General features: G+C 69.4%; 19 protein-coding genes. 12 read left to right on the top strand and 7 right to left on the bottom strand.

Going from position 1 to position 18,010, the window contains the following annotated elements; all coding sequences use genetic code 11:
* Window positions 1–59: 59 nt before the first annotated feature.
* Genes LOZ83_RS27935 through LOZ83_RS27920 form a run of 4 tightly spaced genes read right to left on the bottom strand, consistent with a single transcriptional unit; the run spans window position 60 to window position 3,505 of the window.
* Window positions 60–1,184: an amidohydrolase family protein gene (locus LOZ83_RS27935; RefSeq protein WP_236794677.1), complete on the bottom strand. Its 1,125-nt coding sequence runs from the start codon at window positions 1,182–1,184 to the stop codon at window positions 60–62.
* A gap of 3 nt (window positions 1,185–1,187) precedes the next feature.
* Window positions 1,188–1,544, bottom strand: coding sequence for a hypothetical protein (locus tag LOZ83_RS27930; protein ID WP_236794676.1), 357 nt, complete (start codon window positions 1,542–1,544; stop codon window positions 1,188–1,190).
* Window positions 1,541–2,806, bottom strand: a complete 1,266-nt coding sequence (locus tag LOZ83_RS27925; protein WP_236794675.1) for an aromatic ring-hydroxylating dioxygenase subunit alpha — start codon at window positions 2,804–2,806, stop codon at window positions 1,541–1,543. Before LOZ83_RS27925 ends, LOZ83_RS27930 begins: the two co-directional genes overlap by 4 nt.
* Window positions 2,807–2,866: 60 nt before the next feature.
* Window positions 2,867–3,505 carry a TetR/AcrR family transcriptional regulator gene (locus LOZ83_RS27920; RefSeq protein WP_236794674.1) on the bottom strand — a complete coding sequence of 213 codons (639 nt, stop codon included), beginning with the start codon at window positions 3,503–3,505 and terminating at the stop codon, window positions 2,867–2,869.
* Window positions 3,506–3,626: 121 nt separating this feature from the next.
* Between LOZ83_RS27920 and LOZ83_RS27915 the strand changes: the two genes are divergently transcribed.
* Entirely contained in the window at window positions 3,627–4,535 is a 909-nt protein-coding gene (locus LOZ83_RS27915) for an aldo/keto reductase (protein WP_236794842.1), read from the top strand.
* Window positions 4,536–4,562: 27 nt separating this feature from the next.
* Here the strand turns inward: LOZ83_RS27915 and LOZ83_RS27910 are convergent, their stop codons facing one another.
* On the bottom strand, window positions 4,563–4,859 hold the full coding sequence (locus tag LOZ83_RS27910) for a helix-turn-helix transcriptional regulator (protein WP_236794673.1): 297 nt from the start codon (window positions 4,857–4,859) through the stop codon (window positions 4,563–4,565).
* A 59-nt stretch (window positions 4,860–4,918) separates the two neighbouring features.
* Between LOZ83_RS27910 and LOZ83_RS27905 the strand changes: the two genes are divergently transcribed.
* Together LOZ83_RS27905 and LOZ83_RS27900 are read left to right on the top strand one after the other, a co-directional pair.
* Complete coding sequence (locus LOZ83_RS27905) at window positions 4,919–5,794, top strand: NAD(P)H-binding protein (RefSeq protein ID WP_236794672.1); 876 nt, start codon at window positions 4,919–4,921, stop codon at window positions 5,792–5,794.
* A 51-nt stretch (window positions 5,795–5,845) separates the two neighbouring features.
* Window positions 5,846–6,370: an HtaA domain-containing protein gene (locus LOZ83_RS27900; RefSeq protein ID WP_236794671.1), complete on the top strand. Its 525-nt coding sequence runs from the start codon at window positions 5,846–5,848 to the stop codon at window positions 6,368–6,370.
* 7 nt (window positions 6,371–6,377) lie between these two features.
* Here LOZ83_RS27900 and LOZ83_RS27895 read toward each other — a convergent pair whose 3' ends face one another.
* Window positions 6,378–6,737 (bottom strand): DUF488 domain-containing protein, encoded by a 360-nt coding sequence (locus LOZ83_RS27895; RefSeq protein ID WP_236794670.1) that lies wholly within the window; start codon window positions 6,735–6,737, stop codon window positions 6,378–6,380.
* Window positions 6,738–6,785: 48 nt separating this feature from the next.
* Here LOZ83_RS27895 and LOZ83_RS27890 point away from each other — a divergent pair, with 48 nt between their 5' ends.
* From LOZ83_RS27890 to LOZ83_RS27850, 9 genes are all read left to right on the top strand, one after another.
* Window positions 6,786–7,406: a hypothetical protein gene (locus LOZ83_RS27890; RefSeq protein ID WP_236794669.1), complete on the top strand. Its 621-nt coding sequence runs from the start codon at window positions 6,786–6,788 to the stop codon at window positions 7,404–7,406.
* Window positions 7,407–7,518: 112 nt separating this feature from the next.
* A complete protein-coding gene (locus LOZ83_RS27885; RefSeq protein ID WP_236794668.1) occupies window positions 7,519–8,463 on the top strand; it encodes an ABC transporter permease in 945 nt (314 codons plus the stop codon).
* On the top strand, window positions 8,460–9,458 hold the full coding sequence (locus LOZ83_RS27880; protein ID WP_236794667.1) for an ABC transporter permease: 999 nt from the start codon (window positions 8,460–8,462) through the stop codon (window positions 9,456–9,458). The genes LOZ83_RS27885 and LOZ83_RS27880 overlap by 4 nt, the downstream gene beginning before the upstream one ends.
* Before the next feature lie 13 nt (window positions 9,459–9,471).
* Window positions 9,472–11,163, top strand: coding sequence for an ABC transporter substrate-binding protein (locus LOZ83_RS27875; protein ID WP_236794666.1), 1,692 nt, complete (start codon window positions 9,472–9,474; stop codon window positions 11,161–11,163).
* 4 nt (window positions 11,164–11,167) lie between these two features.
* Entirely contained in the window at window positions 11,168–12,787 is a 1,620-nt protein-coding gene (locus LOZ83_RS27870; protein WP_236794665.1) for an ABC transporter ATP-binding protein, read from the top strand.
* 271 nt (window positions 12,788–13,058) lie between these two features.
* On the top strand, window positions 13,059–13,583 hold the full coding sequence (locus tag LOZ83_RS27865) for a PASTA domain-containing protein (protein ID WP_236794664.1): 525 nt from the start codon (window positions 13,059–13,061) through the stop codon (window positions 13,581–13,583).
* 85 nt (window positions 13,584–13,668) lie between these two features.
* Complete coding sequence (locus LOZ83_RS27860; RefSeq protein WP_236794663.1) at window positions 13,669–14,229, top strand: OsmC family protein; 561 nt, start codon at window positions 13,669–13,671, stop codon at window positions 14,227–14,229.
* Between the two features lie 5 nt (window positions 14,230–14,234).
* Window positions 14,235–15,449 carry an NAD(P)-binding domain-containing protein gene (locus LOZ83_RS27855; protein WP_236794662.1) on the top strand — a complete coding sequence of 405 codons (1,215 nt, stop codon included), beginning with the start codon at window positions 14,235–14,237 and terminating at the stop codon, window positions 15,447–15,449.
* A 502-nt stretch (window positions 15,450–15,951) separates the two neighbouring features.
* A complete protein-coding gene (locus LOZ83_RS27850) occupies window positions 15,952–16,692 on the top strand; it encodes a hypothetical protein (RefSeq protein ID WP_236794661.1) in 741 nt (246 codons plus the stop codon).
* Between the two features lie 524 nt (window positions 16,693–17,216).
* On the opposite strand, the gene LOZ83_RS27845 is transcribed toward LOZ83_RS27850, so the two are convergent.
* A complete protein-coding gene (locus tag LOZ83_RS27845) occupies window positions 17,217–17,993 on the bottom strand; it encodes an MBL fold metallo-hydrolase (RefSeq protein WP_236794660.1) in 777 nt (258 codons plus the stop codon).
* Window positions 17,994–18,010: the final 17 nt, after the last annotated feature.

The raw sequence follows: 18,010 nt of genomic DNA, 5'->3' as shown, positions 1-18,010 counted from the left end.
TGACACCTGACTGCCACTTACTGTACTCGTGGCGTCATCGACGGCCCGGGCCGGTCGTTTCAGCCCTCCGGCGGCTCCTCGATCCCGGGGAACATCTCGTTGAACGCGTCGATCGTGATCCGCCGCCGCACCTGCTCGGGCACTCCGTCGAACAACCCGTGCAGGGTCTCCTGGGTGTGCCCGAAGGTGCCTTCCAGGTGCGGATAATCGCTACCCCAGACGACGTTCTGCCAGCCCATGTACTGCATCGCCGCCACGGCCGACTCGTCGTGCTGGAACGACGCGTACACCTGGTCGTAGATGAATTCCTTCGGCGATTTCGAAAGCGGGCGCCGCACGTACATGGCGTGCTGGCGGAAGGCCTCGTTCATCCGGTCACCGACGGCCGGGCCCCAGGTCGCACCACCTTCGGAGACCAGCACCTTCAGGTTCGGGTGCCGGTCCAGCGCGCCGGAGGCCACGAGTTGCATCACGCAGGTCTGGCCGCCGAACGTGTTCACCGAGTGGTTGAGGATGGCTCCCCCGGGCCCGCGGAAGACGACGCCCGCGGGGACGTCGGCCGACCGGGGCTCGGTTCCGATGTGGAAGGCCGCGACCATGCGGGCGGCTTCGAGCGCCGCCCAGAGCGGTTCCCAGTCGTCGTAGTGATACTGCTTCACCGACGCCGGGGTACCGGTGGGCAGGAAGGCGGCCCGGAAGCCCAGAGCCGCCGTCCGTTCGACCTCCGCGACGGCGTCCTCGATCGACAACATCGGCACCGACGCCGTCGGGAGCAGACGTGGCGACGCGCCCGCGATGTATTCGTGGGCCCAGTCATTCAGTGCCTGGACGCCCGCTTTGACCAGTACAGGATCCTCGATCGAACTCGTCCAGATGCCGATCGAGGGGAACGTCAGCTCGGTCCAGATCCCCTCGTTGTCGAGATCCTTCAGCCGCAACTGCGGGTCGTTCGCACCGGGCGCCCGCGCGTCGATCATCTCGCGCATGTCCTGGGTGCCGGGGTTGGGTTTCGGCATGTTCCGGCGGAACTGCTTGCCGTCGATGGTGAGGATCTCGTATCCCTCGAACTTCTCACTCTTCGGCATCCGCGCGGCCAGGGACGGTGGCAGGGCGTCGTCGAACAACGTCTCGGGCTCGACGAAATGCGAATCAGCCGAGTTGGCCCAGATCTTTTCGGAGGACATCTCTTATCCTGTCGTCGCCGCGGTCTCGGTTGAACGAGTTATGGTGAAGTGCGCGTGGTTGATCGCGTGGTGCGCCTCTTCATCCCCTTGCTTCTCGACGGCAAGGGAGATGTGCGCCAGGGACAGCAGGATCCGCATCAGCTCCTGAGCCGGCTCGTCCCACGTGTCGAGCGGGATCGTGTCGAGATAGGCCAGCCCCCGCGCCGCCAGCGGTGTCGCGGCCTCATAGAAGGCCTGCCGCTCCTCGGGGGTACTGCGGATTCTGGCCTTCTTGCGCTCGTCGCTCGTCTCGATGGCCCACTGACCGGCGAACCGCTCGAGTTCCCCGAATCCTTCCGGTAGACGATTCTCGCCGCTCACAATGCCTCCCCCGACCGCTTGGCGGCGACCTCCGCGCGGTAGTCGGTCACATACCGGTCCACGGCGGCCGCGAAATGCCGGCAGGTGACTTCGTGCACCTGGAACAGCACGGTGTCCAGCGCCCGGCTCGACAGGCCTTTCTGCGCGGCCTCGATGATGTCCCGGTCCTCGCTGTGGATATCGAGCAGCGCCGCCATGCGATATTCGCGGGCGAATCGCGTCGACGCGTTCTTGTCCGCGCCCGTCCAGTACATCCGGATCACACTGCGGCACCGCGCCGGGCCGAGCGGCCAGATGGTCTGCGTGAAGGTGTACAGCGGGCTGCTGAGCACGGTGATATTCGGAAAAATGTAGTAGTGCTCGGTCGACGGCCGTTTCGCACCCGACACCGGTCCCTTGGCCATGCCCGCGCGGGTCAGTTCCGACGCGAGGGCCTCGATCGGCCCGTCCGGGGTGAAATGCGGGTTGTTCCACAGTGTTTTGCTGCGGTGCAGGTTTTCCTCGCGGAACGTGTACTTCGTGGGATACCCGAACGGATTCTCCGGAGCCATCGTGGAACGGCCGATCGAGCGCGGGTGGACGAATCTACCGTGGTAGATCTCCTGGAAATTGTCGTAGGCCACCTTCCAGTTGGCGTCGACGTCGTAGACGTATTCGCTGAACACATCACTGACGTCGATGTTGAGGCCTTCGAGACTGTCCGCCCAGGTGCCGAGATACTCCCGCAGTGTCTGCTTCGGGTGACGGTCGAGGTTCACGAAAACGAACCCCGCGCAGACGTCGAGCGCGACCTCCATCAAGGGGAACTTCGTCTTGTCCAGATCGAAGAAGTTCCCATTGTCCGGGACACCGCGCAATTCACCGGTATTGGCGTACGTCCACTTGTGATAGGGGCAGCTGAAACTACGCGCGGTGCCTTCGGTCGCGCACACGAGTTCGGTACCCCGGTGCATGCAGACGTTGTGAAAGGCCCGCAGGTTCCCATCGTTTCCCCGGACGATCAGCAGGGAGACGCCGACGGCCTCGATCTCACGGACGATGAAGTCACCCGGGTTGGCCACCTCGTCGATTCGCCCGACATGCAGCCAGACCCGCCGGAAGATCGCCTCTTTCTCGTCCTCGTACCATTGTTCGTCGACGTAGGGCTTTGTCGGAACGGGACCTGTTCCGACAAAGGCGACGTCTTCCTTCGTGACGGGGACGTACTCGACCGAGCCGTTCGTCTCCGTCTTCCGTGGCGGGCGTACGTCGATGTCGCTCATGCGTCCCCTTCTCTCCGGCTCCGCTGCCGAGTTACAGAACCGCCGTTCTGAAACTCCAGGTCACGTTAACCGCCGAACCCGAATTCCGTCAAGGACAAGGCCTGTCAACGCCTTCATCGTGCTCCGCCGGCCGCGCAGCTGGGGCTCCGACGCGACATGTGACCGGGTCAACTCTCTGACCATGGCGGAGATCAGCCGCGCGTGCAGGGCGGGGATCGCCCCCGGCATCGATCCGTCGGCCCGGCCCGCCTCGAGCGCCGCAACCAGGGGCGTCAGCTGCAGCTCCAGGATCTCCCCGGCGACCGCGGCGTCGATCACCGCCGTGGCCTTGTCCGAAAAGATCGCGACGTGGCTCGCCGTGCGAGGGTCGAACACGAGCCGGAGCATCTCGTCGACCCATGCCTCCAACCCCTCCACCGGGTTCGACGCCGACTCGACACGCCGCGTGAGAATCCGGGCGAGCTCGATCCCGTTCTCGCGATAAATCGAAACCAGCAACTCGTCCTTGGACGCGAAATGGCGGTAGAACGCCGTCGTCGACAGCCCGCTGTCGGTCAGCACATCGCTCACACTGACACCCGCGTAGCCGGCAAGGCGCATCAGCCGCTGACCGGATTGGAGCAGAAGCGACCGCTCCACCTCGGGTTCGAGCCGCCGCGGCCGGCCACCATTCCCACTCGGCTTACGCGCACCTGCCATGCGGCGCAGCCTACGCCGGGCATGGCGCTTGCCCACTCGGCCCAGAAACAGGACACTGAATGCCGTGCGACAACGCGACTTGGGAAATGGCCTCACCGTATCGGCGCAGGGGCTCGGTTGTATGGCGATGAGCCAGACCTACGGCCCGGCCGACGAGGCGGAATCGATAGCCACCATAAACCGGGCGCTCGACTCGGGGATTTCGCTCCTCGACACCGCCGACATCTACGGACAGGGCCACAACGAGCAACTCGTGGGTCGGGCGGTCGCAGGACGGCGCGATCAAGTGGTGATCGCCACCAAGTTCGGCTTCGTGGCAGGTGGCGGGGGTAGGCGGCTGGCCGGTGAACCGAGCTACGTCAACGCGGCCTGCGAGGCCTCGTTGAAGCGGCTCGGGACGGAGTACATCGATCTGTATCTCCAGCACCGCGTCGATCCGGCGACCCCGGTGGAGGAGACCGTGGGCGCCATGGCCGATCTCGTCGCGGCGGGAAAGGTCCGGCACATCGGTCTCTCCGAGGCCTCCGCGGAGCAAATCACCCGCGCCCACGCGGTCCATCCGCTCACCGCCGTCCAAAACGAATGGTCATTGTGGACTCGCGATCACGAGAGCAACGGGGTCCTGGCCGCGATGCGCGAACTGGGCATCGGCTTCATCGCGTTCTCGCCCCTCGGGCGCGGGTTCCTCACGGGGGCGCTGAATGGTCCGGACAACCTCGCGCCCGCAGATATGCGGCGGACCAATCCGCGCTTCCAGGCCGGCAATTTCGCCAAGAACCTGGAACTCGTCGACCACCTCCGGGAACTGGCCGCACACAAGGGTTGCTCGGTCGCGCAACTGGCCCTGGCCTGGGTCCTCGCCCGCGGCGAAGACGTCGTGCCCATACCGGGGACGAAGAAGTTGAAGAATCTCGAAGCGAACATCGCCGCCGACGCCATCGAACTGAACGACGACGACCTCGCCGCACTGGACGACAGCTTCCCGCTGCACGTGGCCGCGGGCGCCCGCTATCCGGGCAAGTCGGAGTGACGGATCGATAGGCGCGGTGGCTTCACCTCAGGCCAGGTCGAGGACGGCGGCGAGCAGGCCGGGGAATCGCTGGTCGAACTCCGGGCGGAGCGAGTGCCAGCAGCGGGTGCCTTCCGGCCTGATGAACACCACACCGGCGTTGCGGAGGGTCGTGAAGTGATGGCTCAACGTCGACTGCGAGACCTGCACATCGAACTTCGAGCCCTGATGTTCCTGGCCGTCGCGGAGCATCCGCACGATGGCGAGGCGGACCGGGTCGCCCAGGGCTGACAGGGCTTTGGCCAGGGCGACTTCGTCGAGGTTCGGGTGATCGAGGCGGCGCACAGCGAACAGTGTACCTTTCATCGATGTTCGACGTTTATCGATGAAAGCGGGGATTGCTGATGATCTTGATGACGGGTGCGACCGGGATGATCGGTGGAGCCTTGGCGCGCCGTCTCGCGGCCGAGGGGGTGCCGTTCCGCGCGCTGGTGCGCCGGGCGGGCGTGACGATCCCGGGTGCGGAGGTGGTGGTCGGCGATCTCGACGATCCCGCGACGCTGCCGGCCGCGTTCGCGGGTGCCGACCAGCTCTTTCTGAACACCGCCGGGCCTTACCCGGATGAGGAGCCGGTGATCGCTCAGCAGCTCGCCGCGATCGACGCCGCGGTCGCGGCCGGGGTGGAGCATGTGGTCAAGGTGTCCACCATCGGGGTGCGGGCGGGTGGACCGATGCCGATCGGCACGCACGCGAAGATCGAGGCCTATCTCGCGGACTCGGGGCTCACCGGGACCGTGTTGCGGCCGAACAACATCATGCAGAACCTCGTTCGCGGGGTCACGATGTGCACGCCCGACGGCGAGCTTTTCGAGGCCTTCGGTGGAAAACTCGCGCATGTCGACGCCCGGGACGTCGCGGACTGCGCGTTCGCGGTGCTCACCCGGTCGGCGTTTCGGGGTGGGGCGTACGACGTCACCGGGCCCGCGGCGTTGAGTGCGGCGGAGCTGGCGGCGGCGCTGTCGGCTGGTCTGGACCGCGAGATCGGGCTGGTTCAGCCTGCCCTCGACGAGCTCGAACCGATCCTCGTCGGCCGGGGGATGCCGGAGTCGTACGTGAAGCACTTCGTCGAGTTCGCACGGCTCGTCACCGCAGGCGCGCTCGCCGACGTCACGACCGCGGTCACCGACCTCACCGGGAACCCGCCGCGCTCGATCGAAGCGTTCATCGCCGAGCATCGCGACCACTTACGCGGGGATCCGGCAAAGTCCTTCTGGGCTTAGCCGCCCGCCCGACCCTGGACAAGCACGATCATGGTGCAGAAGGATTCCGGAATGACCCAAGAGTCCGCCACGCAGGCCGAAGACATGCCCATCCCGCCGTACGGTCTCCGCTGGGGCGTCAAGACCAGCTTCGTCGGCTACGTCGCCCGGATGCCTGACGGGCAGGCCTACCTCGGCGAAGGCGCCGCGGTGAACGAGCGCAACGAGCTGATCTTCCCGCTCTCCGAGGAAACCCCGGCCGAGGCCGACGCGGAGCAGGCCTTCGCGTTCGGCGGCGATGTCCGGTTCAGCGGCCATTTCGGCATGCTGTTCGTCCGGATCGCCGAGCCGCGCATCGCGGTGCGCGGCGGCGAGGCCGAGCTGACCGTGGTCGACCCGGAATCCGAGGAGGACAAGCGGCTGCGGCTGGTGACCTTCACCCTCACCGGGCCGGAGACCGAGGACGGGACCGAGCGCTGGGAGGGCGCCGACGTGCGCCTCACGGCCGAGGGTGTGGAGCTGTTCGGCGACGTCTACCAGGCGGGCGAGCCGTTCGAACCGCTGACGGTGACCGTTCCCGTACGAGAAGGTCGCTGACACACCGTCAGTGCTTCAGCACCTCGGCGAGCACGGCCGCCTGGCTGATCGACGGGTCCCTGGTGGCGGTCAACAAGGTCAGCACGCCGCCGCGCGCGATTTCGCGCAGCCGCTCGACGGCCGCCGCCCGCTCCGGCTCGGCCAGCTCTGCCCGGTACCGGGCAGCGAAGTCCTCGAACCGCGCCGGATCATGTGCGTACCACGAGCGCAGCTCCGTCGACGGCGCCACCACCTTGCACCATTCGTCGATCTGCGCGTGGTCCTTCGCCAGCCCGCGCGGCCACAGCCGGTCGACGAGAACCCGGGTCCCGTCCGCCGGCCCGGCCGGCTCGTAGACGCGCCGCACCCGCACTCCGTCGGAGGCCATACGCACAGTGTCGTCCCTCATGGGGTGCACGGCTAATCTGGACGGGACATGACGGGCGTGGCTCCCCAGCGCAACCGGGTGACGCCGACCGGTGAGATCGTGGCGCTGCCGCTGCGCGGCGCGTGGACCGGCAACCGGGGCGGCGCACTGCACCGCGGGCGCGAGATCGTCCGGCCGTACGCGAGCGATCTGTGGATCACCTGCCGCCTCGAGTTCCGCGGCCGCTGGCGCGAGCAGTGGCTACCCCACCGCTACACGCACTTGTACTTCTACGACGAGGCCGTGGCCTTCGCGGCGGGACACCGGCCCTGCGGCGAGTGCCGCCATCAGGACTATCTCGCTTACCGCAACGCCTGGGCGGCCGGCACCGGAACGGAGACCCCGTCGGCGCGGACGATGAACCGGGTGCTGCACGCCGAACGGCTCGACCACCGCGCGCAGCGCGTGCACGACCTGGGCTGGGGCGGCCTTCCCGACGGCACGTTCGTCCTCCGCGACGGCGTGCCCGCGGTGGCCGTGGCGGACCACCTCGTGGACTGGACCACCGACGGTTACGGCTCGCGCCACGCGCGGCCGCGCACCGGCACTGCCCGGGTACTCACGCCACCGTCCACCGTCGCCGCCTTCCGCGCCGGCTACCGGCCGCAGATCGACGACTCCGCGCGCTGACCGCACGCCCGCCGGAGGTTTCCCACTATCCGGGAAATCCTGTTGCACGATGGTGAATTTCCGCCGGCTTGTCTAAGGTTCCGTGGTCCAGTCCACTGAACCGAGGAACCCGTTGTCCGACCTCCTGTCGCCGGGCGGCGCGCCGGTACCGCCGGCCGCTCCCGCCGCTTCACGCGGTTTGTGGCGTGCGTTGCGGCGTGACCGTTGGGCACAGGCGAGTGCTCTCGTCATCGTGCTGGTGATCATCGCCGCCCTGGCCGCACCGTTGCTGGCACTCGCCGAGGGCCAGGACCCGTACACCTACCACACCGAACTGCTCGACCCGGCCAACGGCACCGGCGCGGGCACGCTCGGCGGAATCAGCGGGCGCCACTGGTTCGGCGTCGAACCGCTCACCGGGCGGGATCTGTTCGCCATCGTCGTCTACGGCGCGCGCACGTCGTTCCTGATCGGGCTCGCGGCGACCGTCGTCGCCATCGTCGCCGGGGTGCTGCTCGGCGCGAGCGCGGGCTACACCGGCGGCTGGTGGGACACCGTGGTGAGCCGGGTGACCGACGTGCTGCTCGGGTTCCCGCAGCTCATCTTCATGATCGCGGTCGGCGCTGTCGCGCCGGCCGCGATCCCGCGGCCCCTGCTGCTGATCGCGGTGATCGGCCTGTTCGGCTGGCCGCGGATCGCCCGCGTGGTCCGCGCTCAGACGCTGAGCCTGCGCGGCCGCGACTTCGTGCGCGCGGCGCGGGCACTGGGCGCGGGCGGTGTGCACGTGTTCCGGCGCGAGCTGCTGCCGAACCTGTGGGCGCCGATCATCGTGCTGACCACCGTCACCATCCCGGCCAACATCGGGCTGGAGGCGGCGCTGTCGTTCCTCGGCGTGGGCATCCCGCCGCCCACGCCGAGCTGGGGCCGCTCCATCAGCGACGCGATCAACTGGGTGCAGACCGATCCGATGTTCCTGATCTTCCCCGGCGCCGCGCTGTTCCTCGCGACGCTGGCGTTCAACATGCTCGGCGACGGGCTGCGCGACGCGCTCGACCCGAAGACGGCGGTGCGCCGGTGAACCGCACGCTGCGCTTCGTCGGCGTCCGGCTGGCCGGGATGATCGCCGTGCTGCTGGTGGTCAGCTTCGGCACGTTCGCCGTGTTCTACCTGCTGCCCACCGATCCCGCGCTGATGTCGTGCGGAAAGCCGTGCACGCCGGAGAACCTGGCGGTGGCACGCGAGTTCATGGGCTTCGACAAGCCGTGGATCCAGCAGTACTTCGACTTCCTCGGCGCGATCTTCACCGGCCGCACGTTCGGCACCGGCGCGACGGCGATCGTCTGCCCGGCGCCGTGCTTCGGCTATTCGTTCCAGCAGAACGAAAGCGTGCTGGCGCTGATCGGCGACCGGCTGCCCGTCACGGTGTCGCTGGCGGTCGGCGCGGCGGTCATCTGGCTGGTGGCCGGGATCGCGGCGGGCGTGGCCTCGGCGCTGCGGCGCGGCCGGTTCACCGACCGGGCGGCGATGACGGTGACGCTGGCCGGGGTGTCCGCGCCGGCGTATCTGGTGGGGCTGCTGGGAATTCTGCTGTTCGGGTTCACCCTCGACGTGGTGCCGGTCAGCGGGTACGTGCCGCTCGCGCAGAGCCCGGTCGACTGGGCGTGGCATCTGGTGTTGCCGTGGCTCGTGCTCGCGTTCATCAACGCCGCGGTGTACGCGCGGCTGTCTCGCGGGCAGATGCTGGAGGTCCTCGGCGAGGACTTCATCCGCACCGCGCGCGCGGCCGGCCTGCCCGAGCGCACGGTGATCGGCAAGTACGCGCTGCGCAATGTGCTGCTGCCGGTGGTGACGGTGTTCGCCATCGACCTCGGCACGCTGCTCGGCGGCGCGGTGATCACCGAGCGGGTGTTCGCGCTGCCCGGTCTCGGCGGGCTGCTGGTGGACGCCGTGCACCAGGTGGACCTGCCGCTGCTGATGGGCGTCAGCCTGTTCGCCGCCTTTTTCGTCGTCCTCGCGAACTTCGTCGTGGACGTGCTCTACGGGGTATTGGACCCGCGTGCCCGGGTCAGTTGAGAAAGGGAAAACCATGGACCGCAGGGACTTCCTGAAAGCAGTGGGCCTCACGGCCGGTGTCTCGGGAGCGGGCGCGCTGCTCGCCGCCTGCAACGCGAACGAGCAATCGGGCGGCGCCGGGACGGTCACCGTCTCCTCCGGCGGCACGCTTTACGTGCTCTACGACGTCACCTCGCAGCGGCTCGACCCGGCGAAGAGCTCGAGCCTCGCGATCACCACGTCAGGCCTGATCCACCGGCGCCTCACCGCGTGGACGACCTCGGCCGACGCCCCGGCGACGGTGGTCCCGGACCTCGCCACCGACACCGGCCGCGCGAGCGCGGACGGCAAGACGTGGACGTACACGCTCAAGCCCGGGCTGAAGATGTCCGACGGCACGCCGATCACCAGCGCGGAGATCAAATACGGCATCGAGCGCTCGTTCGACGCGGCGTTCTCCGGCGGCCTCGGCTACCACAAGACGTTGCTGGACGGCGGTTCTTCGTACACCGGCCCGTTCAAGGGCGGTGACCTCGCCTCGATCGAGACCCCGGACCCGCAGACCATCGTGTTCCACCTGGCGCGGCCCTACGGCGACTGGCCGTGGATCGTGAGCATGCCGGCGTTCGCGCCGGTGCCGAAGGGCAAGGGCACCGACGCGAACTACGACAGCAGCCCGATCGCGTCGGGCCCGTACCAGGTCGCGTCCCTCACGAAGGGCGTCGAAATCCGGCTGACGCGCAACCCGAACTGGGACGCGAAGACCGACCTGGCGCGCACGGGCCTGCCCGACGAGATCGTCTACCAGCTCGGCCAGGACAGCGGCGTGATCGCGCAGCGGCTGCTCGCCAGCAGCGGCAACGACGCGTTCGGCTTCGGCGCGTCGTTCGTCAATCCCGCGCAGCTGGCCCAGATCCGCACCAGCCCGGCGGCGAAGAACCAGCTCGTCACCTCGAAATCCGGTGCGCTGGCCTATCTCGCGCTCAACGTGCGGCGCGGACCGCTGGCGAATCTCAAGGTGCGTCAGGCCTTCCAGTACGCGATCGACAAGACCGCGTTCCAGATCGCGACCGCGGGCAACGCGGATCTCGCCGGCCCGGTCGCCTCGACCCTGATCACCCAGGGCATCACCGGGCGCGAGGAGTTCGACCTCTACCCCGCGCCGCCGAACGGTGACGTGGCCAAGGCCAAGCAGTTGCTCGCCGAGGCCGGTTTCCCGAACGGGATCGAGAACCTGGACTTCCCGGTGTCCACGGCCAACAACAGGGCGGACCTCGCGCAGGCCCTGCAGGCGGCGCTGCAGCGCGCGGGCATCCAGACCAAACTCCGGCCGCTGGACGACGACGCGTGGACGGCCATCGCCACCGGCAACGACGACAACGCCTACGATCTCACGCTCAGTTCGTGGCAGCCGGACTTCCCCAGCGCCAACTCCAACATCCAGCCACTGTTCGGCACCTCGGAGATCGGCAACGGCGGCTACAACCTGTCCCGCTACTCGGTGCCCGAGGTGGACGCGCTGATCACACAGGCGCAGGGCACCGTGGACCCGGCGGCCGCGGGCAAGCTGTGGGCGCAGGCCGACCGGCGGATCCTGCAGGACGCGCCGGTGGTCCCGCTGATCTACACCCGCAACTCCTTCTTGCACGGCTCGAAGGTGGGCGACTTCGTGATCGGCGAGTTCCCGGCGTACCCGAACTACCTGCAGCTGGGGCTGGCGAAGTAGTCCCGTGACCGACGCCCTGCTCGCCCTTCGCGACGTTTCGATCCGCTTCGGCGACGTCGAGACGGTCCGCGACGTCGCCTTCGACGTACACCCCGGCGAGGTCGTCACCCTCGTCGGGGAGTCCGGTTCCGGCAAGTCGGTGACCGCGCTGTCGCTGCTCGGCCTGTTGCCGGACACGGCGACCGTCGAGGGGTCGGCGCTGCTGTCCGGCCACGATCTGTACACAGTGGACAGTCGTACGCTGCGTGCGGTGCGCGGCGGCGAGATCGGCATGGTGTTCCAGGAGCCGATGAGCGCGCTGAACCCGGTGTTCCGCATCGGCACCCAGCTCGTCGACGCGGTGCGCGCACACCGGAAGGTGTCGCGGCGCGAAGCCCGGCAGCGGGCGCGGGAACTGCTCGAATTGGTGGAACTGGACGCGGCGCGCGTGCTGCGGTCGTACCCGCACGAGCTGTCCGGCGGCCAGCTGCAGCGCGTGGTGATCGCCGCCGCACTGGTGCACGAGCCGGCGCTGCTGATCGCCGACGAGCCGACCACCGCGCTCGACATGACCGTGCAGGCCGGAATCCTGCGGCTGCTGCGCTCGCTGCGCGACCGGCTGGGCACGGCGATCCTGCTCGTCACGCACGACATGGGCGTGGTGGCCGATATCGCGGACCGGGTGGTGGTACTGCGGGACGGGCGGGTCGTCGAGCAGAACACCGTGACCGGGCTTTTCCAGGCGCCGCAAGCGGAGTACACCCGGGAACTGCTGGATTCGGTGCTGTCACTGGGATCCGGGCCCGCCACGGTGCGGGAGACCGAGGCCGCGGCGCCGCTGGTGACCGTGACGGATCTGGCGGTGACCTACCGAGTGGGCGGTGGTGCGCCGCCGGTGCGTGCGGTCGACGGCGTGTCGCTGACCATCGGCGCCGACGAGGTGCTCGGCCTGGTCGGCGAATCGGGTTCGGGTAAGAGCACGATCTCGTCGGTGCTCACCGGGCTGGTGTCGCCGTCCGCCGGCTCGGTCCAGGTGGGCGGCGTCGATCTCACGCGGGCGAACCGGCGGCAGTGGCGTGAGGTCCGGCGGCAGATCGGGATCGTGTTCCAGAACCCGGCGTCGGCACTCAACCCGCGCGCGACGATCGGTGCGAGCATCGCGGAACCCCTTGTGGTGCACGGAGAACGCGGCGACCACGGGGCCCGGGTGGCGGAGCTGCTGACCGCCGTGCGGCTCGATCCCGGCTGGTCCGGCCGCTACCCGCACGAGTTGTCGGGCGGGCAGCGGCAGCGGGTCGGCATCGCCCGGGCGCTCGCGCTGCGGCCGCGGCTGCTGATCGCGGACGAGCCGACCAGCGCGCTCGACGTGTCGGTGCAGGCTTCGGTGCTGGAACTGCTCGCCGGGCTGCAGCGGGAGCTGGCGTTCGCGTGCCTGTTCATCAGCCACGACCTGGCCGTGATCGAGCGGGTGGCCGACCGGGTGGCCGTGCTGCACCGGGGCAAGGTCGTGGAGGAAGGCCCGGTGGCGGCGGTGCTCGGCGCCCCGGCCCAGGACTACACCCGCCGCCTGGTCGCCGCCGCGCCCGTCGCGGACCCCGTGCGCCAGCGCGAACGCCGGGAGGCGTCGCGGGCACTGTCGAGTTGAGACGTCATTGGTGCCGCTGCGAGCGGCGCGGCAGCTTGGCGGCGCCTTCGCGGCGAGCGAAGGCCGGGCCGAACGCAACGCCGGGTACCGGTGCTTCGTGCTCGTACATGTTCGTGAACAGCCAGACGAAGCCCAGCGCCAAGGCCGCCGATGAGTCTGGTGCGATGAGTCCAGTTTAGGCCGGGTGCCCGCGAAGCGGCAGTCTGTCCGGATCGCTTCCCAGCCCGGCGCTCCTGCGGTACAAATGCGGCACCATCACATGGGGGGGCGCATGACCGGCACGTTGTCCTGGAACCAGACCCTGCTGCTCGTGCTGATCGTCGCGGTCGCCGTGCTGGTCGCGGGGCTGATCGTGATCCTGGCGAGGAGCAAGGGAAAACAGGCCGACCCGGGCGGCAGCGTGGTGCGCAGCTGGATCGCGGTCAGCCTCGTGCTGGGGCTGGTGCTGTTCACCGCGTTCACGTTCGCGATCAACGACTCGAACCTGCGCAGCACCCTGGTCGGCGGGCTCACCGCGAGCGTCGGCTCGGCGATCGCGTACTACTTCTCCACGAAGTCCTCCGACCAGGCTCGCCAGGACCTGCTCAGCGCCACGGTCGGCACCGAACCGGTGCCCGCGCTGGCCGGCTTGACCGAAGCGGATGCCTTGATGGCGCTGGGAAAGACCACGCTGAGGCTCCAGATCGACCCGGCGACGCCGAGCGCCGCGCCCGCCGTGGTCCGCGAGCAGACCCCGCCGGCCGGCACGCCGATCCCGAACGGCGGCACGGTGCGGGTGCGCTTCGGGGCGCCCTGACCGGGGATTCACGATGTGAGACGAGTCGTGGGTGGGCGTGCGCTGCACCACACTGGGCCTCTCGTACGCACACCGAGGAGGACCCATGACCACGACCGACCTACCCGTGGACAACGGCGTCAACGTGGAGGCGCTGCTCGGCGCCCGCGCGGCGCTCGGCGAGTCCCCGGACATCGCGAAGTTCACCTGGCGCACGGTGAACTCCTGGGTGAAAGGCACCCACAGCCAATCCACCGTGGAAACGTTCTACGGCCTCGGCGACGAGCAGCAGCACAAGTCGACGTTCTCGTTCGAGGCCGACCACCCGGAGGTGTTCGCGGCCGAGGACAACGGGATCACCCCGGTGGAGTTCGTGCTCGTCGCGCTCGGCAGCTGCCTCACCGCGGGTGTCGCGGCCGTCGCCCAGCAGCGGCAGATCCAGCTGCACTCGGTGAAGGCCACCATCGAGGCGGACTTCGACATCCACGGCATCCTCGGTGCCGACCCCGACGTGCGCAACGGTTTCAGCGACGTGCGGGTGTCCTACGACATCGAGGCCGACGCCAGCCGCGAGGACATCCAGGCCCTGGTCGCGCAGTCGCAGAAGCGGTCCGCGGTCTACGACATCCTCACCAACCCGACCAGCGTCACCGTCGAAGTGGCCTGAGCGCCGTGCCGAGGACGACGACGGTCGTCATCGGTGCGGGCCACTGCGGGCTCGCGATCAGCCGCTGCCTCGCCGAGCGCTCGATCGACCACGTGGTCCTCGAGCGCGGCGAGGTGGCGAACTCGTGGCGCACCCAGCGGTGGGACTCGTTCCGGCTGCTCACCCCGAACTGGATGACCCGGCTGCCCGGTTTCTCCTACGCCGGTGACGATCCCGGCGGGTACCAGACCGCGCCCGAACTGGTCCGGCTGATCGGCGAGTACGCGAAGACGACCGGAGCGCCGGTCCGGGCGAACACGACCGTGGAATCCGTGTCTCCACAAGAAAACGGCTTCCTGGTGCGGACCGACCAGGACGTGTGGGAGGCGCGGACGGTCGTGATCGCCTCCGGCGCGCACAACCTGCCACGGCTGCCGCCGGTCGCCGAAGCCTTGCCGGACGGGCTTTTCGCACTGTCCGCTTTGGACTATCGCGCGCCCGGGCAGCTGCCGGACGGCGGGGTGCTCGTCGTGGGCGCGTCGTCGAGCGGGATCCAGATCGCGCACGAGGTGCACCGGTCCGGGCGGCCGGTGACACTCGCCGTCGGCGAGCACGTCCGGATGCCGCGCACCTACCGGGGCCGCGACATCCTGTGGTGGATGGACGCTTCCGGCGTGTTCGACGAACGCTACGACGAGGTCCCCGATCTGGTGCGCGCCCGGAACCTGCCGTCGATGCAGCTCACCGGTTCCGCCGCGACGCTGGACCTCGCCACGCTGAGCCGCCTCGGGGTGCGGCTCGCGGGCAAACTCGCCGGGGTGCGCGACGGGCGCGCGCAGTTTTCCGGTTCCCTGCCCAATGTCTGCGCCCTGGCCGATCTCAAACTGGGGCGGCTGCTCGACACGTTCGACGCGTGGGCGGCCGACACCGGGTTCACCGACTGTGGGCCGGTGGCCCGCTTCCCGGCGACCACGCTGCCGGAAAAGCCGCCGCTCACGGTGGATCTCGGCGAGATCCGCAGCGTCGTCTGGGCGACCGGGTTCCGCCCGGACCTGTCGTGGCTGGACGTTCCCGTGCTCGACCGCAAAGGCCGGATCACGCACGACGGCGGGGTCACCACCTGGCCCGGGCTGTACCTCATCGGGATGCCGTTCCTGCGCCGCCGCCGCTCCAGCCTGATCGACGGCGCCGCCGCGGACGCCCGCGACCTCACCGCGCACCTGGCGGGTCACCTGGCCTGACACCGCACTCCCCCGCACCCCACCGCGGTCCACAGTAAAATCACTTCGGTGGGGAAAGTACGAGGGGGTTCGGACTGGTGGGCGGGCCACCGCTGGGCGGTTCTGCTGGTGGCCGTGGTGTTCAGGGCCGCGGTGGGTCCCGGAGTTCGGCAAGGTCAGGTTCGCCGTCACGACGACGGACCAAGCGGCGGCCGCCGGCATCGCTGCCGCCTTGTCCGAGGCCGGGCTGCGGGTGTTCCGGCGCGGTCGACCCGTTCACGTCGATCTCCGTGTCAGTGCTGGGAAACCTGCGCAACAGCCGGGTCCTGTTGGCCTGCTACTCCGCCGACTACCCGACCCGCTCGGCGTGCCAGTACGAGTTCGCGACCGGCACCTGACCGGGCAGACCGAGGGCGGTCCCCTGCGCCGCGTGCTCGCGGTCAACCACTAGCGCACCGTCGACCACATCGAACCCCGGCAGCTGCGCGATGTCCTGCTGCCCACCAGGGCAACGCTGGCCGACATGGTGAAAGCGGTGGCCGACCGGGTCGCGGCCATCCCGGGCGTCATGGGTGAGGTCCCGGAGCCCACACCGCAGCCGGGCGCCGCCGTGCACCCGCTGAACGACTTCACCGGGCGATGGCGTGAGCTGTGGTGGCTGCACTCGGCGCCGCATCCCGACGTCGGCCCGCTCACCAGCCGGGCAACCGCGCCGATCGTCGTCATGCACGGCCCGATTGACGTCGGCAAGACCGCGCTCGCCGCGCAGTACGTGCGCCGCTTCGGCGCGGCCTTCCCCGGCGGAATCGTGTGGCGGTCGGCGCCCGCGAGGGAGGAACCCACGGCACGGCCTGGCTCGCTGTGGGTTCTCGACGATGTCGAGGACGAACCCGGCGAGATCCCGTCCGGCACCTCCTGCCTCGTGCTGACCCGCGACCCCAGGCTGGGCACCGGACTTCCCCTCGGGGATCTCGGCGAACCGAGTCGGCTCACCTGCTGGCGGCCCATGGACTCGCCGCCGATCCGGGCGCGGCGCGGCAGCTCATCGACGCCACCGCGGGCAGCCCGGAGTTGCGCGCCCGGGTCGCCGAACTCGCCGCGAACGCCGGCCGCGCTTACGACCCTGCGCCAGCCGGTCTCACCACTGCCGGTGACAGAAGCGCTCACCCGGGAACTACGCGCGACCGGGGAAACCGGCTGGGAGCTGCTGCGGGTACTGACGGCGGCCGTGTCCACGAGTTCGCCCCGGTTCCCGAGGCGATGACGGACCTGCTCGCCCACGGCATCGTGCCCGCGGGCCGGACGAAATTCGAGCTCGCGCTCCCCGCCGCCACCGTGCTCGCCCTCCGCCGGCTCGATCCCGATCCCTACCGCGCCGAAACGGTGCGGGCGCACAGTACGGACTTTGCTGCGGCCCCAGGCGACACCGGCACCCCGCCTCAAGCCGGCGGGCGACGAGCCGGCGCGAGCGGCGCATCAGATCAGGACCGAACTGATCCACCGGATCACGGGCGTCCCGCTCACCGGCGACGAAGGCTCGCTGCGCGAGGCACCGTTTCACCGGCCAACCTGCGTGAAACACCCTCGGGCGCCGGCTCACCCATTGGCACATCGAACTGATCGCGTACGAGGAGGCCCGGCCGAGCGGCACCGGCCGGATCGAACACGAACGCCGCCGGCCCCAGAACGCGAAGCTCCGCGCGGAGCTGCTCGCGATCCACCGCGAGGCGGCCGACGTCGCGGACGGGCTTGCCCTGATCGCCGGCGAAACCTAGCGTCCACAGTGGATCAGTCGCCGAGCCGGATCCGTTCTCCCGCACGGACGATCCGAATCGGACCGGTGTACTCCGACGCGGCGTCGTCGCGAAGGTGCTGCAGCCAATGGCGTTCCGTGCACGTGAAGTGCGTCAGCGCCAGTTCCTTCACGCCGGCCCGGGCGGCGATCCGGCCCGCGTCACCGCCGCACAGGTGCCCGTGCTCGGTGCGGTCCGGGTGGCTGAGCGTCGCTTCGGCGAGCAGCAGATCGACGTCGGCGGCGAGCTTCACCGCCTCGTCGGTCATGCCGGTGTCCCCGGTGTAGGCCAGCGACACTCCCCCGGCGTCGACCCGGATCCCGCAGTTCGGCTCGACATGCTGGAGCTCGCGCAGGCCGATGGTGGCGTCACCGATCTCGAACACGTCACCCGAGGTGTACTCGCGCACGTCGAAGGCGCGCTCGAAAGCCTTGGCCATCACGGGCATCGTGGTCACCGGGAACAGCGCCGCCCAGCGGGCGAACAACTCCCGCGCGCCCGCCGGTACCAGCACCGGCACCGGACGCACCACTTCCACCCGCGGTTCCGGCCCGCCCGGGAAGCGCATTGTCGCGCTCAGCAAGGACTTCGCGACCGGGAGCAGGTCGTAGCAGTGGTCCGCGTGCAGGTGGCTGATGACGACCGCGTCCAGTAGGGTGACGTCCGAAACGGCGGACAGCGCGGTGGCGATGCCGGGCCCGCAGTCCAGGAGCACCCGCGCCGAAGAGGTCTCGACGAGATAACCGGAGCTCGCCTGACCGTCGGCGGGCATTCCTGACCGACAGCCGA

Origin of the sequence: Amycolatopsis sp. GM8, assembly GCF_021653975.1 — a bacterium.
Taxonomy (GTDB): domain Bacteria; phylum Actinomycetota; class Actinomycetes; order Mycobacteriales; family Pseudonocardiaceae; genus Amycolatopsis_E.
This window is presented reverse-complemented; position numbering and strand designations above follow the sequence as displayed.